Genomic DNA, 13,265 nt, shown 5'->3' on the forward strand with positions numbered 1-13,265 from the left:
CAACTGAGACGTTAGCGGGACAGCGCCCCTTGTCGGAAAGCCAAGCACTTGGCCTTCCGTCCGCTGCGCGGACCACGCCTCACCCCCACAAGGGGGAGATCGGATGTGGGACGCCCATTCCGCTAGCTCAAGGCTTGTCGCCTTCGCCGGCTTCCAGCCGCGCGCGAAATTGTTCCAACTCGGTATCGGCGATGCCGGCGACCTCGGCATTGTCCGGATAACTGCCGCCCGCGACCTCCTTGCGGAAGCCCGACAGGGCTTCAACGCGGGCGTCGCGCACTGCCTTGTGGAGTGCGGCCAGATCGCCCCAGGCGCGGGCATGGCGGGGCAGGCGGGCGCTTTCGCCTGTTATGTCGGAGGTGAACAGGAACACCACGTCCGCCGCTGGACCTGAACCCAGCGACACGGTGACAAGGCCGGTGCGTCGGTTGATCTCGGCCATCACTTTGGCGGGAATGATCTCGCATTCGACGGCGAAGGCGCCGGCGTCTTCCAGCCGGCGGAAGCGGTCCAGGAGTTCGAGCGCTTCGTCGGCGGTCTTGCCGACGGCGCGGATGCCGCCGACCCAGGTGGATTTGCGCGGCACGAAGCCGAGATGGCCCATCACCGGGATCTGTTCGTTGGCGAGCATGCGCACCGTGTCATGGCCGCGCCCGGTAATGACGGCGTCGGCGCCGGTGGTGATGGCTGTGAAGGCGGTGCGCAGGACCTCGTCCGATGTCACCGCGTCGGCGAAGCCGAGGGCGGCGGTGACGAAGACGCGGCGCGACCCTTCCCGCACCCGCGCGACGTTGACGGCGCGGCACACGACCATCTCGATCCCTGCGGCTTCCGCCGCCGCCGCTTCGTCAGCCGTCTCGGCGGTCACCTGCGCGACATGGCGGCCGCTGCCCTTCAGCGCGCGCAGGCTGGCGACCGTCACCGAGCGTTCGACCTCGCGGCCGCCGAAGTCGAAGATGCGCGGCATGTCAGCCCTTCAGCTTCTTCGCGTAGTAGTCGGGCGCGACGACGCCGGGCTTGGAGAACCATGCCGGCACGTCGACGCCGGAGTAAAGCAGGATGTTGCCCCAGGGATCGAAGGCGCCGGTGCGCACGATGACCTTGGCCTTCTTCGCCATCTCGCCGAGGATGGTCTCGTGCGTGGTGGTCTCGAAATCGGCGTCGGGGAACAGCCGCTTCAGTTTCGCCAGCAGCGGCGCATTGTGCACCGGCAGCGTGTCTGCATAGCCGACGCGCTCGGCGATCAGGTTCGCCGCGATCGGGCCGAGCACGGTTTCCAGGTCCGGCACGTCCGGCGAAATGGCGAGGTCGATGCGCCAGGCGCTCGACGGGATCGGAAAGCCCGCGTCGCACACGATCATCAGATCGCCATGGCCCATCGAGGCGATGGCGTGCGACAGTTCCGCGTTGAGCAGCCGGTTACGGTTCATGTCGTTTCCTTTTGTTTTGCCTTGGGGGCCCATGTTGTCTCGAGAGCTTTTGCGAACAGCGCGTCGGCTTGGGCCCGCTCGGGCAGGCCGGGAATGACGCCGAGCCTCGTGCAGGCGATCGAGCCGCAGACGACGCCGAAGCGCACTGCATCGACGATGTCGCGGCCTTCGGCCAACGCCACGGCGAAGCCGGAGTTGAACGCGTCGCCGGCGCCGGTCGTGTCGACCACGTCGACCGGCACGGCGGGCACCATCACGTCGAGTTCGTCGGTGAGGACCAGCGCGCCGCTGCGGCCGAGCGTCACCACGACGTTGCGCACGCCGCGGCGGCGCAGTTCGCCGGCCAGTTCGCGCGAGGAGCGCGGATCGTCGGCGGGCAGGCCGAGCAGGATGCGCAATTCACTCTCGTTGGGGGTGAGATAGTCGACATTGGCGAAGATCGCGTCGGGAAGCTGGCGCGCCGGAGCCGGATTGAGGATGGTGCGGGCGCCATGCTTGCGGCCAAGCTCCATGGCGCGCGCGGCGGCGGCGGTCGGCACTTCCAGCACCGTCATCACCACATCGCTTTGCGCGATGCGCTGGTCGGCGCTGTCGACGACGGCCGCGTCCATCAGTTCGTTGGCGCCCATGTCGAGGACGATGAAGTTCTCGCCCTTGTCGTTCAGGATGATGAAGCCGACGCCGGTGGCGCGCTCCGTCCTCGTGGTCACAAGGCTCGCATCGACGCCCTCGGCGGCATAGAGGTCGGTGGCGATGCCGGCCAGCTTGTCGGTGCCGATGATGGCGACCAGGGAGGAGCTGGCGCCGAGACGGGAGGTCGCCACCGCCTGGTTCGAGCCCTTGCCGCCGGCGCCCATGTCGAAATCGGTGCCGAGCATGGTCTCGCCAAAGATCGGCAGTTTCGGCGCGCGGATGGTCAGGCCGACGGCGAAGCTGCCGACGATGGTAATTTTGGGTGCGGTGTCGGGTTTATTCATCAATCCCTCGTTCAGGACGCCATGGCGCGCGCCAGGATCGCTTCCTCGTTGATGCCGGCTCCGGTCAGTTCGCCGGAAACGCGGCCATTGCGCAGCACCAGTACGCGTTCGGCGTTCATGATCAATTCGGGAATCTCCGACGAGATTATCAGCACCGCCACGCCTTCGCCGGCGATGCCGCGCAGGATGGCGTAGATCTCGGCCTTGGCGCCAACATCGACGCCGCGCGTCGGCTCGTGCAGGACCAGCACGCGCGGGTTGGTGACGAGGCTGCGGCCGAGGATGATCTTCTGCTGGTTGCCGCCCGAAAGCGTGCCCAGTTTCTGGCCAAGATGTGAAATGCGCGCATCGAGCCGTGCGACCTGCGCGCGCGCCTCGCGGCGGACGGCGGCGCGCCGCATGAAGCCCGCCATGGAGAAGCGCGGCAGCGAGGCGGAGACGACATTGTTGGCGACGCTCATGGTCAAGAGCGCGCCGGCGCCGCGACGGTCGGCCGGCACCAGCGCCATGCCGTTGCGGATCGAGGCCCGCGGGTCGCCGCCGCGCAATTCCTTGCCGTCGATGGTGACGCGGCCACCTCGGCCGCACAGGCCGAACAGTGCCTCGCCCAGCATGTCCTTGCCGGAATCCGGCAGGCCGCCAATGCCGAGGATTTCGCCGGCGCGGGCGTGAAAGCTCAGTTCGTCCAGGCCCGGAGCACTCAGCCTTTCGACGGCGAGCACGACGGGTGCTTCATGCGAGCGGGCCTCGGCCCGCAGCGACCACTGCGCCGCGGTGTCGAGCTCGCGGCCGACCATGGCGCGGATCAGCCGGTCTTCCGACAGGCCGTCATTGTCCATGGTCTCGATGGTACGGCCATCGCGCATCACGGTGATACGGTCGGCAAGGTCCAGCACTTCCTTGAGGTGGTGCGAGACATAGATGACGGTGACGCCATCGGCGCGCAACTGCTTGACGATCTCGAACAGGCGGTCGCTTTCACGCTTGGAAAGCGCTGAATTGGGTTCGTCGAGCACCAGCACGCGGGCGCGCTGGCGGATGGCGCCGGCGATCTCGACAAGCTGCATCTCGGCCACGGACAGGCGCGAGACCTTGGTGTCGGGATCGAGCGTGCCCATGCCGAGGCGGGTGAGTGCCGAGCGCGCCTCGCGGCGCATCTCGTCGCGCGGCACCAGCGACACGACGGGGCGCCCGGCCATGTCGGACATCATGATGTTTTCGGCGATGGTCAGCGTCGGGCAGAGCGCCAGTTCCTGGTAGACGACGGTGATGCCGGCGGCGCGGCTGGCCAGCGGCGAGGCGATGGTGGCCGGCCTGCCGTCGATGCGTATCTCGCCGCCATCGGGCTGCAGGTCGCCTGCCAGTATGTTCATCAGCGTGGACTTGCCGGCGCCGTTCTCGCCGATCACGGCATGCACTTCGCCCGGCCGGAACGCCACGGAAATGCGGTCGAGCGCCAGCACGCCGGGAAACCGCTTGGTCAGTCCGGAAATCTCGACGATGGGGGCAGGGGACTGTTGCTTTGTCATTGCTGGCTGTCTGGGGCTGGCTGTATGGGGCTCGCCGTCTGGTGCAAGCGGCCGCCGGCTCATGGGGAACCGGCGGCCGTGCCAAGCTGGCTGTTACTTCTTCTTGACGACCTCGGCGATGTTTTCCTTGGTGTAGATGCCGACGCCGGTATCGACATTGTCGATCGGCTGGCCCTTGAGGAATTTCACCAGCAGGTCGACGGCGGCAAAACCCTGCTTCTCCGGTGCCTGGTCGATCGTGGCGTCGACATTGCCGTCCTGCACCAGCTGCACGGTCTGGTCGAGCAGGTCGAAGCCCACCACCTTGACCTTGTCGGCGGCCTTGTTGCGCTCCACCCAGGTGCCGGCGGCGGGCGTCGAGCAGCACTCCAGCGACAGCACGCCCGTGATCGACGGGTTGGCAAGCATGGCGTTCTCGATCGCCGAATAGATCTTCTGCGGGTCGGTGCCGGTGTTGAGCGTCGACACCACCTCGATGCCGGGCTCGGCCTTCAGCGCCTCGCGCGCGCCCTTTTCGCGGTCGAGCGACCACTGCGCGGCGGCGTCGATGGTGGTGATCATCACCTTGCCCTTGCCGCCCAGCACTTTCGACATCAGCTTGCCGGCCTCGCGGCCGGACTGGACGAGGTCCTGGCCGGCGAAGGCGAGGCGCTTGCTCTCGGGGTTGTCGGTGTTGAAGGTCACGACCGGGATGCCGGCGGCGATGACGCGATCGATCACCGGGGCCAGCGCGTCGGTCGAGACCGAGGAGATCGCCAGGCCGTCCATCTTGCCCATCAGCGTTTCGATCTCCGAGATCTGGCCGTCGGCATCGGCGCCGACCGGGCCGATGAACTGGGCGCCGACCTTGTCGTCCTTAGCGGCACGCTCGACGCCGGCCTTCATGAAGGGCGCGAATTCGTTGGAGACGTCATGGTAGGAAACGTAGATGTCGAGCGGCTGGCCCGCGTCGATCTTGGCCTTGATGCGCGGCGCAAGCGCGAAGTCCGCAAGCTTGGATTCGGCATGCGCCGAGAGCGGAAGCAGGCCGATGGCCGCCGCCAGAATGACGTGTCTGATGTTCATGGATAGTCCTCCCTTTTGGTTCTGGTTGTTCAGGTTTTGGAATCAGCCCGTGCGGCGCGTGCTCCATTTGTCGATGCCGACGGCGATGATGATGACGAGGCCGATCATCAGCTCCTGCACGAAGGGCGACACGCCCATAAGGACGAGGCCGTTGCGCATGACGCCGATGATGAGCACGCCAAGGATAGTGCCGAGGATGGTGCCTTCGCCGCCCGACAGCGAGGCGCCGCCGACGATGGTGGCGGCGATGACGTCGAGCTCCAGGCCGACGCCGGTGCGTCCGGCTTGGCCGCTCGGCAGGAAGGCCATGCTGAGTATGCCGGCGAAGGCGGCCAGCACGCCCATCAGGATGAAGGCCGCGATCTTGACCTTGTTGACGGAAATGCCGGAAACGCGCGCCGCCTTGGCGCTGCCGCCGACGGCATAGACGCGGAAGCCGAAATTGGAGAAGGACAGCACCAGCCAGGCCATGACGGCGATGACGACGAAGAACACCAGCTGCATGGGGATGATGCTGAACAGATAGCCCTGGCCCATGAAGGAGAAGGTCTGCAGCACTTCGGGCAGCGCGCCGTTGCGCAGATTGACCGTCACCGGCTGGCCGTTGGTCAGGATGAGGGCAGCACCCCGCACGATGGAGAGCATGCCGAGCGTGGCGATCAGCGAGGGCAGGCGGCCATAGGTGGAGAGCACGCCGTTGATGAGGCCGATGGCGACGCCGGTGAGAAGGCCGACGCCGATGGCGGGCAGCAGCGCCCAGCCGGCGATGATCAGCATGCCGGTGGCGAGACCGGAAAACGCGTAGGTCGAGCCGACCGACAGGTCGACCTCGCCCGCGATCAAAACGAACGTCATGCCGACCGCCATGATCCCGAGCAGGGAGATCTGGCGCCCGACATTGAGCAGGTTCAGCGATGTCAGGAATCCATCGGTGGCGAAGGACAGGAACAGGCAAAGCACGAGCAGGGCGATGAACACACCTGCCTCGCGCGCCCGCAAAAGCCGCGCCAGCGTGAATCGGTCGGTGGCTGGCGCGCGCGCGCCGGTCCTGACCGCATGGGCCATGCAATATCCTCCCTGAGCGTGGCCCGCCGGTCCTCACCAGCGCGGCCACTCTTTCGTTTCATCGACCGAGCTGAGCTCCCGCCCGGCCGATGCTTTCAGAGCCATCCCAAACTGATTCAGGATCGGGCTCTATCTCCCTGTTCGGTCATGATCTTCGAGAGCGCGCGGCTTCCGCGGATGATGACCGGGACGTGGGCGTCGCCGCCCACGCCGTTGTTGGCCGCGTCAGGACGCCTTGCGGAACGAGCCGGCCGGAACCTTGCGCAACTCGTCGAAATTTCCGTATTCGCGAACCTTCTTGAACGGCGCGTTCTCGACGGCGTTATAGGAACAGATGTAGCCCCAGCGATACGTGTCGGAACGGTTGGCGTCGGACCGGTGTAGCAGGTTGCCGTCGAAGATCAGCGCGTCGCCGGCTTCCATCTCGACATATACGTGCTCGTAGCGCTTCAGCGCCGCTTCAAGGTGCTCCTGCTCGACATTGGTCTGGTCGTTCTCGCGGATGTGGTTGAGACGGCCGAGCTTGTGCGTGCCCTTCAGCACCTGCAGGCAGCCATTCTCTCGGGTCGCCTTGTCGAGCGCGACATAGATGCTCATCATCTCGGGCGCCAGGCAGCCGTAATTGTACCAGTAGCCGAAATCCTGGTGCCATTCCCAGGCGCCGCCCTCGTTGGGCTGCTTCATGGTCATCTTGTGGCTGTAGAGGTAGATCGGCTTGCCGACCGCGTCCTCGGCCAGGTCGACCATGCGCTCGTCGCGGGCCAGAAGGCCGTATTTGTCGTCCTCGGCCTTGGTCCACATCTTGAGGAGAGTGGTCTTGCCCTCCTTGTCGCCCTTGGCCATCACCGCGCCGCTCTTGTTTTCTTCCTCGAGCTGCCTGCGGGCGTGATCGCGGAAGTCCTCCACCTCCGGCACGCTGAGCAGACCCCGACGGATGATGTATCCGTCGCGGGCGTAGATTTCCGCTTCATTCCTGGTCATCGCGAGCATTGTTCCGCCTCCCTTCGCGAACAGGGCCGCCGCCAGCGCCGAGCGCCGCGAAAGCCCATGATATCAAGGGGTTCCGGCTATTGCCCGCCGAAAACCCCGGCCTGTTGAAAGCGACAATAGCGGCCCCTGGCGGTGAACAAAATGGACAGGTGGGCGGTTGTTTTGTATAAAACGCGCATCATGGAAAAGTCCGCGTTCTTCGAAAGTTTCCACTATGTGCCGGCGGCCGGATGGACGCGCACGGCATTCAGCGTGCTGCGCGCCGGCAAGGTGGCGGCGGCGCGCGACTACCGCATCGAACGGGCGTTTCACCCTGGCCAGGACATACTCTACTGCGTGTCGGGGAGGGGCCATGTGGAGACGCTCGGGCAGCGGCTGGACATACGTCCCAACCAGCTGGTGTGGATGGCCAACGAGGCGCCGCATGTGCATTCCGCCGATCCCGCCGACCCCTGGACGCTGCTGTGGTTCCGGCTCGACGGACCCGACCCGGCGATCCTGCGGCGCAAGCTGTTCGGCGAGGGCATGCCGCGCGCCGCCTTCATCGAAGCCGCCAGTCCCGCGCCCTGGTTCGAGCGGCTGTTCGCGGCGCTGCGGCGGCGCGACGCCGGTCTCGACCTGCGGCTCAACCAGCTGGTGGCCGAATTCCTGCTGATGGTCGACCGCGCCGTGAACGGCGCCGGCAATGACGATCTGCCCAAGCCGCTGGCGTCAGCGCTCGACGCGATGCGCGCCGAGCCGGGCTTCGCCTGGACGGCCGCCGACCTTGCCGGCATCACCGGCCTCGGCGCCTCGCAGATGCGGCGGCTGTTCCAGAAGCACCTGCGCACCAGCCCGCACCAATGGCTGATGCGCGAGCGCCTGATGCAGGCGCAGTCGATGCTGGTGCAGGGCGAGCAGCCGCTGGCCGAGGTCGCGGAAGCCTGCGGCTTCTGCGACGTCTATCATTTCGGCCGCGAGTTCAAACGCTCCGTCGGCATCTCGCCCGCCGCCTGGCGGCGCAGCGAACAGAGCGCGGCGCCGGGGCGGTGATTGGCGGCAAGAGTGTGGTTTTGCGCCCCAACTTGGACGTATCGGCCAATCTTGCCGCCGCCCAAAAGCAGACATCCGATGCGGCCACCTGGAGGTTGCCCCGCACCCAGGAAGCTATCCCGGCAGGCGGGTTACGTTTTGGTGCAAGCGCCTCGTGCGGCCTAGGGTCGGTCGGCAAAGGGTCGGTCCGCAAAGGCCATCATGTAGCGGTCGGCACGCGGCATCACCAAGTGTGGGAAGTCAGCTGTTGTCGGGATGCTGCTGATTCATCAGCGTCGACAAGGCGGTGATAATCTGCGGCAGGAAGAAGGGCTTTGTAATCATGATGCTTTCCGGAACACCCTCGGCGCCCCAGTGGATGGCGCTATCGCCGCTCATGTAGATCACCGGTATTGTCGGGTTGGCCTGGCGCAGATGCCGTGCAACTTCCCAGCCGGATTTGCCCGCCCCCAGGCGTATGTCGGTGACGAGGCCCCTGAACTTGCCCGGCTCGGCGTCGAAGGCCGCCAGGGCCTGGGCGGCATTTGAGGCTGCCACGACTTCGAAGCCGGCTTCTTCCAGCGCCGACTCGATGTCGAGCAAGATGAGCTGCTCATCCTCGACGATCAGAACCGCGCCGTTGCTCATCCGGATGTTCCCCTCGGCAGTCCCACACTACGGCTTCGACCCGTACTTTGTTCCATCCAATCCATTCAACTGGATGTGAAGCCCGAGATCATATGCCGAGAATGCGCCAGACGCTGGGATTCCTGGCGCGTGTCAATCGGTTACAGCATCCGGCGCAGCTGTTCGACAATCGTGCCGTCGCTATAGGGCTTGGGAAAAAAGTGACTTCCTTCAGGTAGCTGGCCTTTTTCGATGACTGACAGGCCGGAGGAGACGATCAGCTTGACCGGCGGCCATCTGTTACGGATGTAGTGGGCCAATTTGATGCCGTCCATCGTGCCCGGTATGCCGACGTCCGTGAACACAAGAACGATGTCCGTTCGTGCCTCCAGCAGCCGAATTGCTTCCTCGGCGTTGCTGGCCTCAAGCGCCACGTAACCGGCATGGACGACGAGATCGACCGCGCCCATCCTGATGATGGCGTTGTCCTCGACGATCAGAATAACGGCCTTTCGGTTCGCCGCGATGTCTCCGGACCGCGCGGGACCGAATTGTGCATCGGTCATCTGGCTATGCTGCCGCCGGTACATTGTCGATGACGTCGGCAATGTGCGTAACAGACACAAGCGTTCCGGGATCCGCGTCGGTGACGCTGATGTCACTTTGCAAGTTCCTGGCAAGCGCCTCGACGATGCCGGTGCCAAGGCCGGCCTTCGAGGCGCTGTCGCCCATGCCGATCCCGTCATCGCGGACCGACAGGGTCCAGTCCTCACCGTGCGAACGGTAGTCGACCGAGATCTTTCCGGACCGCTCCCGTGGAAAGGCGTGCTTGAGTGCGTTGATCACCAGTTCCGTGACGATCAGTCCCAAGCTGATCGAAATGTCCGACTTCACCACGCTGTCGTCGACGGAAACGACGATTGAAAGCCGGTTCCTGTCCGAGATCATCGACGCGCCAAGGCTTTCACTCAACTGCGTAAAATAAGTCCGCAGGGAAACGTTCTCCGCGCCGGACTGGGCGAGGTGCCGCTGCACGGCCGCGATAGACATGACCCTGTTATGGGCGTCATGCAGATGGCCGCGAGCCTCTTCGGACTGGACCCTGCGCGCGCTTTGCATCAGCACGCTCGCGATTATCTGCAAGCTGTTGGCGACCCGGTGCTGCACTTCCTGGATCAGCATTGCCTTGTCGCGAATGAGATCGTCCTTTTGACGGGCGTCCGCGCGAGCATCGGTGACGTCGGTTACAGCCAGCAGGAGGCGAACCCGGTCGGGATCGCCGTCTTCGAGCACGCGCGCGTTGACGACCAACTGGCGGGTCTTCTGGTTCGCCCGCTTCAGGTCGATCTCGTAAGCCTCGATGTTCGCGCTGCCCGAGGCGGTTGCCTTCAGCAACGAGTTCAGCTTGGGCATATCCCATTCGCCCGCGCCGATCTCCGAAAGCAATTTGCCTGAAACGGTCGCGGGATCGATCTGGAAGGCCCGGCAAAAAGAAGCACTGACAACAATGACCCTGAGATCATCGGTCAGGACAGAAGCGGTTCGTTCGATGCAACGACCACCGCGAGTGTGCTGGCCGCTTCCAGATGGGATGCTGAAACGGATGCCATGAAATTGGCCCTCAAGGGCCGAAAGCTCGCGAAGCGAGCCATCACTCGGCAGGAAGGTCGACCGGAATTCACGCCCGGTCGAAAAACATGAGCCATCCTATCACATTGTGGGTCGCTGGCTATGCAATTCGGTCGTGCCTCATAGGCTGCTCTTGCACCGGGATTGACGGCAACACGCTCAGCCAGTTGTACTTGCAGGCTCCGCCGCTGTTCGCGCCAAGGGTTCCTTGCTCCTGAAACCGCCATTCCATCATCTGGCCGGCGGCCGCCACACCGACGTCCCGCGATCAGGACAGTCCCGCGAGAAGCGGCGCGTATGCGGCTAGCCTGCGGGATACGAACTCGGTGAACAGCCGCACGCGCTTCGTCTTGCGCGTCTCTCCCTGCGTGAGAAGCCAGACCGTCCCATACATGTGCAGGTCGGTGCCCGGCACCCTGGCAAGCAGGGGGTCGGCATCGCCGATGAAGCACGGCAGCGTCGTCATACCGAGCCCTTGCCGGACAGCGGCGATCTGCGCCTCGCTGTCCGTGGTCCGGAATGGAACCCCGGTGGCGCGAACCTCGCCCTCGCTGGCCCAGTCCGGGATGCCGTGGACGCTTATGACGATCCACCGGATGGGATCGGGCGCGCCCGCACGCCACGCGGCCAGCCGATCGCGCGACATGTAGACGCCGCCGAACAGCTCCGGTCCCTTCAGGCCATGAAGATTGAGCGGCAGGGTCTTGCGGTCGTAGACGACGCGGATCGCGACGTCGGCCTCTCGGTTGGTCAGATTTGCCAGCTCGCCGGACGACAGGATTTCCATCTCGATGTCTGGATGCAGACGCGCGAAATCGGCGAAGTCGGGCATCAGCAGGTGTGTCGCGAGCGGCGGCGCCAGCGTCACGCGCAGCAGCCCGCGCACGCCCTGGTCGCGCCCCAGGACGCGCGTCTCCAACTGGTGCGACGACGCTTCCATCTGTTCCGCGAGCTCAAGGACCTCCTCGCCCGCGGCCGTGAGGCGGTAGCCCGAAGGCAGCTTTTCGAACATGTGCGCGCCGAGGCGGTCCTCGAGCTGGGCGATGCGCCGCAGCACGGTCGCGTGATTGACGCCGAGGCTCTTGGCGGCGGCGCGCACCGAGCCTCCGCGTGCCACGGCGAGAAAGTGGCGAACGTCATCCCAGTCGATCATGGTGCCCAGTCGATCATGGTGCAATCCCGCACCGCGCGGTGCGCCTTCCAAGGCCCTTACATATCGTACAACAGAACAAGGCGACCATCACTTCCCTCGTCGACGAGCGAGGTCCGGCCGGCGGAACCTTATCGTCGTGGGCGCGGTTATAGCCACGCCGGATCGATTTCGCACCACCGGTGTGCGTGCTTCCTCACTCAACGCCTGACCCCGGCGGACCCATCTTGATCGTCTCGGGGCGTTCCCGAATGACCAAGGCGCGAGCCTGGAAGGATGCACGTCATGACCAGACTGAATGGAAAGACCGCCGTCATCACCGGCGGCGCCACCGGCATAGGCCGCGCGGCGGCAAAGCGCTTTGTCGAGGAAGGCGCTTTCGTCTTCATCTTCGGCCGCCGCCAGGAAGCACTCGACGTCGCCGTGGCGGACCTCGGGCACAATGCCCGCGCGGTGAAGGGCTCGGTCTCGGATGAGGCCGACCTCGACCGGCTCTACGCGGCCGTGAAGGCCGAGCGCGGAAGCCTCGATGTCGTCTTCGCCAATGCCGGGGCGGGAAGTCCGCTTCCGCTCGGCCAGATCACCGCCGGGCACATTGACGAAACCTTCGACACCAATGTGAAAGGCACGATCTTCACGGTCCAGAAGGCGTTGCCGCTGATGGGGCCGGGCGGTTCGATCATCCTGACCGGGTCGAGCGCCGGCACCACGGGCGCCCCTGGATTCACCGCCTACAGCGCGAGCAAGGCGGCGGTGCGCAATCTCGCGCGGACCTGGGCGGCGGACCTGAAGGGCACCGGCATCAGGGTCAACGTGTTGTCGCCCGGGGCGACGGCGACCGAACTCGCGAAGGAAGCGCTGGGCGAGGAGGGCCAGAAGGTCTTCGCCTCAATGACTCCGCTGCAGCGCATGGCCGATCCCGCGGAGATCGCGGCGGTGGCCGCCTTCCTCGCCTCGCCGGACAGCAGCTTCATGACCGCCAGCGAGGTCGCCGTCGATGGCGGCCTGGCGCAACTCTGACCCACGACACCCGTCCGGGCGCTCCATTTGATCGTTCGGAGCGTCGCAGGGCACGACAACCCAAGGAGAATACATATGAGATACGCAATCATCGGCTTCGGCAATATCGGCAAGGCCCTGGCCAAGGCGTTTGCCCGCAAGGGCATCGACGTGTCCGTCGCGACCACGCGCGACCCTGAAAGCTTTGCAGCCGACGCGGCCGCGATCGGACCCACGATCATTCCCAAAACGCTGGCGGAAGCCGTCAAGGCCGACATCATCTTCCTGGCTGTCCGTTTCGAGGCGCACGCGGAGGTCGCGAAGGCGCTCGCCACCTGGCAGGGGAAGACCATCGTCGATGTGACCAATGCCTACGGCGTGCCTCCCGAGACACTGGGAGGACAACCTTCTTCCAGGTTCATCGCGCAGGCTTTTCCGGGTGCGAGGCTGGTCAAGGGCTTCAACCATCTGGGCGCCGCCGTCCTTGACCAGGACCCGGCCGTGCATGGCGGCAGGAGAGTCGTGTTCCTGGCGAGCGACGATGACGCCGCCGCGGCGGACATTGGTGCGCTCGCGGAAAAGCTCGGTTTCTCGCCGATCAAACTTGGCGGGCTGTCGGAAGGCGGACTGCTGGTCCAGGCGCGCGGCAACAGCTGGGGTCGGCTGATCTTCAAGGACCTGGTCAAGTTCGACTGACGGACACGACATGCCAACCGGCAAGGCCACGATGCACGGATCGGATCGAGCGCGATGCGATCCTTGCGCAATGGAGACATTCCCATGAGCATCGAGA

At 65.3% G+C, this 13,265-nt stretch carries 13 protein-coding genes and 1 pseudogene; 3 read left to right on the plus strand and 11 right to left on the minus strand.

Translation table 11 applies throughout. The annotated features are described in order from the left end of the window. Window positions 1-127 precede the first annotated feature (127 nt). The 7 genes from ACO07C_RS25365 to ACO07C_RS25395 all read right to left on the minus strand — a co-directional run bounded on the left by ACO07C_RS25365 (window position 128) and on the right by ACO07C_RS25395 (window position 7,056). On the minus strand, window positions 128-967 hold the full coding sequence (locus ACO07C_RS25365; protein WP_421916911.1) for a 3-methyl-2-oxobutanoate hydroxymethyltransferase: 840 nt from the start codon (window positions 965-967) through the stop codon (window positions 128-130). Between the two features lies 1 nt (window position 968). Continuing rightward, a complete protein-coding gene (rbsD, locus tag ACO07C_RS25370; protein ID WP_115142516.1) occupies window positions 969-1,430 on the minus strand; it encodes a D-ribose pyranase in 462 nt (153 codons plus the stop codon). After that, complete coding sequence (locus ACO07C_RS25375) at window positions 1,427-2,407, minus strand: ribokinase (protein ID WP_421916912.1); 981 nt, start codon at window positions 2,405-2,407, stop codon at window positions 1,427-1,429. The genes rbsD and ACO07C_RS25375 overlap by 4 nt, the downstream gene beginning before the upstream one ends. Before the next feature lie 11 nt (window positions 2,408-2,418). After that, window positions 2,419-3,936 (minus strand): sugar ABC transporter ATP-binding protein, encoded by a 1,518-nt coding sequence (locus ACO07C_RS25380; protein ID WP_421916913.1) that lies wholly within the window; start codon window positions 3,934-3,936, stop codon window positions 2,419-2,421. Between the two features lie 93 nt (window positions 3,937-4,029). Next, on the minus strand, window positions 4,030-5,001 hold the full coding sequence (locus ACO07C_RS25385) for a sugar ABC transporter substrate-binding protein (RefSeq protein WP_421916914.1): 972 nt from the start codon (window positions 4,999-5,001) through the stop codon (window positions 4,030-4,032). 42 nt (window positions 5,002-5,043) lie between these two features. Then, a complete protein-coding gene (locus ACO07C_RS25390) occupies window positions 5,044-6,066 on the minus strand; it encodes an ABC transporter permease (RefSeq protein ID WP_421916915.1) in 1,023 nt (340 codons plus the stop codon). 225 nt (window positions 6,067-6,291) lie between these two features. Further along, window positions 6,292-7,056 carry a phytanoyl-CoA dioxygenase family protein gene (locus tag ACO07C_RS25395; protein WP_421916916.1) on the minus strand — a complete coding sequence of 255 codons (765 nt, stop codon included), beginning with the start codon at window positions 7,054-7,056 and terminating at the stop codon, window positions 6,292-6,294. Between the two features lie 180 nt (window positions 7,057-7,236). On the opposite strand from ACO07C_RS25395, the gene ACO07C_RS25400 reads away from it, so the two are divergent. After that, a complete protein-coding gene (locus tag ACO07C_RS25400; RefSeq protein WP_421916917.1) occupies window positions 7,237-8,088 on the plus strand; it encodes a helix-turn-helix domain-containing protein in 852 nt (283 codons plus the stop codon). A gap of 240 nt (window positions 8,089-8,328) precedes the next feature. Here ACO07C_RS25400 and ACO07C_RS25405 read toward each other — a convergent pair whose 3' ends face one another. The 4 genes and pseudogenes from ACO07C_RS25405 to ACO07C_RS25420 form a co-directional block, all read right to left on the minus strand. Further along, on the minus strand, window positions 8,329-8,715 hold the full coding sequence (locus ACO07C_RS25405) for a response regulator (protein ID WP_421916918.1): 387 nt from the start codon (window positions 8,713-8,715) through the stop codon (window positions 8,329-8,331). A 140-nt stretch (window positions 8,716-8,855) separates the two neighbouring features. After that, window positions 8,856-9,260: a response regulator gene (locus ACO07C_RS25410; protein ID WP_421917601.1), complete on the minus strand. Its 405-nt coding sequence runs from the start codon at window positions 9,258-9,260 to the stop codon at window positions 8,856-8,858. Between the two features lie 4 nt (window positions 9,261-9,264). Next, window positions 9,265-10,304: pseudogene (locus ACO07C_RS25415) on the minus strand (sensor histidine kinase). A gap of 287 nt (window positions 10,305-10,591) precedes the next feature. Then, the gene (locus ACO07C_RS25420) at window positions 10,592-11,476 is read right to left on the minus strand and encodes a LysR family transcriptional regulator (protein WP_421916919.1); all 885 of its coding nucleotides are present in this window, start codon (window positions 11,474-11,476) and stop codon (window positions 10,592-10,594) included. Window positions 11,477-11,758: 282 nt separating this feature from the next. On the opposite strand from ACO07C_RS25420, the gene ACO07C_RS25425 reads away from it, so the two are divergent. Both ACO07C_RS25425 and ACO07C_RS25430 read left to right on the plus strand, forming a co-directional pair. Then, window positions 11,759-12,493, plus strand: coding sequence for an SDR family NAD(P)-dependent oxidoreductase (locus tag ACO07C_RS25425; RefSeq protein WP_421916920.1), 735 nt, complete (start codon window positions 11,759-11,761; stop codon window positions 12,491-12,493). A gap of 75 nt (window positions 12,494-12,568) precedes the next feature. After that, window positions 12,569-13,168 carry an NADPH-dependent F420 reductase gene (locus ACO07C_RS25430; protein WP_421916921.1) on the plus strand — a complete coding sequence of 200 codons (600 nt, stop codon included), beginning with the start codon at window positions 12,569-12,571 and terminating at the stop codon, window positions 13,166-13,168. Window positions 13,169-13,265 lie beyond the last annotated feature (97 nt).

This window comes from Mesorhizobium sp. (assembly GCF_965229135.1).
Lineage (GTDB): Bacteria > Pseudomonadota > Alphaproteobacteria > Rhizobiales > Rhizobiaceae > Mesorhizobium.

Coding starts and splice junctions, on each gene's coding strand:
- ACO07C_RS25395 (WP_421916916.1), bottom strand. CDS start 7,056: ATGCTCGCGATGACCAGGAATGAAGCGGAAATCTACGCCCGCGACGGA.
- ACO07C_RS25420 (WP_421916919.1), bottom strand. CDS start 11,476: ATGATCGACTGGGATGACGTTCGCCACTTTCTCGCCGTGGCACGCGGA.
- ACO07C_RS25375 (WP_421916912.1), bottom strand. CDS start 2,407: ATGAATAAACCCGACACCGCACCCAAAATTACCATCGTCGGCAGCTTC.
- ACO07C_RS25400 (WP_421916917.1), top strand. CDS start 7,237: ATGGAAAAGTCCGCGTTCTTCGAAAGTTTCCACTATGTGCCGGCGGCC.
- ACO07C_RS25410 (WP_421917601.1), bottom strand. CDS start 9,260: ATGACCGATGCACAATTCGGTCCCGCGCGGTCCGGAGACATCGCGGCG.
- ACO07C_RS25380 (WP_421916913.1), bottom strand. CDS start 3,936: ATGACAAAGCAACAGTCCCCTGCCCCCATCGTCGAGATTTCCGGACTG.
- rbsD (WP_115142516.1), bottom strand. CDS start 1,430: ATGAACCGTAACCGGCTGCTCAACGCGGAACTGTCGCACGCCATCGCC.
- ACO07C_RS25365 (WP_421916911.1), bottom strand. CDS start 967: ATGCCGCGCATCTTCGACTTCGGCGGCCGCGAGGTCGAACGCTCGGTG.
- ACO07C_RS25390 (WP_421916915.1), bottom strand. CDS start 6,066: ATGGCCCATGCGGTCAGGACCGGCGCGCGCGCGCCAGCCACCGACCGA.
- ACO07C_RS25385 (WP_421916914.1), bottom strand. CDS start 5,001: ATGAACATCAGACACGTCATTCTGGCGGCGGCCATCGGCCTGCTTCCG.
- ACO07C_RS25405 (WP_421916918.1), bottom strand. CDS start 8,715: ATGAGCAACGGCGCGGTTCTGATCGTCGAGGATGAGCAGCTCATCTTG.
- ACO07C_RS25425 (WP_421916920.1), top strand. CDS start 11,759: ATGACCAGACTGAATGGAAAGACCGCCGTCATCACCGGCGGCGCCACC.
- ACO07C_RS25430 (WP_421916921.1), top strand. CDS start 12,569: ATGAGATACGCAATCATCGGCTTCGGCAATATCGGCAAGGCCCTGGCC.